Origin of the sequence: Candidatus Syntrophosphaera thermopropionivorans, from assembly GCF_004353895.1 — a bacterium.
GTDB lineage: Bacteria > Cloacimonadota > Cloacimonadia > Cloacimonadales > Cloacimonadaceae > Syntrophosphaera > Syntrophosphaera thermopropionivorans.
The window spans coordinates 1-648 of sequence record NZ_SMOG01000055.1 but is presented as its reverse complement, the minus strand read 5'-3'; the positions used below and the strand labels follow the sequence as shown (position 1 = coordinate 648).

At 54.8% G+C, this 648-nt stretch carries 1 rRNA gene; it reads left to right on the top strand.

Annotated features, from left to right (window positions below):
• Nucleotides 1-648: ribosomal RNA gene (locus E0946_RS07175) — 23S ribosomal RNA — on the top strand; the annotation flags it as partial.

Here is a 648-nt window from a genome sequence, read left to right as displayed (position 1 = left end):
GTGTGCGTGGAGCCGACCTTGAAATACCACCCTTACTGTATTGGTTTACTAACGATGCTGAGGGCATTGGACATTGCCAGGTGGGCAGTTTGACTGGGGCGGTCGCCTCCTAAAGAGTAACGGAGGCTTACCAAGGTTCCCTCTGGCTGGTTGGTAATCAGCCTAAGAGTATAAAGGCATAAGGGAGCTTGACTGCGAGACTGACGGGTCGAGCAGGTGGGAAACCAGGTCTTAGTGATCCGGCGGTCCTGAATGGAAGGGCCGTTGCTCAAAGGATAAAAGGTACTCCGGGGATAACAGGCTGATACCGCCCAAGAGTTCATATCGACGGCGGTGTTTGGCACCTCGATGTCGGCTCAACTCATCCTGGGGCTGAAGAAGGTCCCAAGGGTTCGGCTGTTCGCCGATTAAAGAGTTACGCGAGCTGGGTTCAGAACGTCGTGAGACAGTTCGGTCCCTATCCTTCGTGGGCGCAGGAAATTTGAGGAGATCCGCATCTAGTACGAGAGGACCGGTGTGGACGGACCTCTGGTGTACCGGTTGTGATGCCCATTGCATTGCCGGGTAGCCATGTTCGGACGGGATAACCGCTGAAAGCATCTAAGCGGGAAGCCTACTCCAAGATGAGATTTCCCATGAGACCGGTGG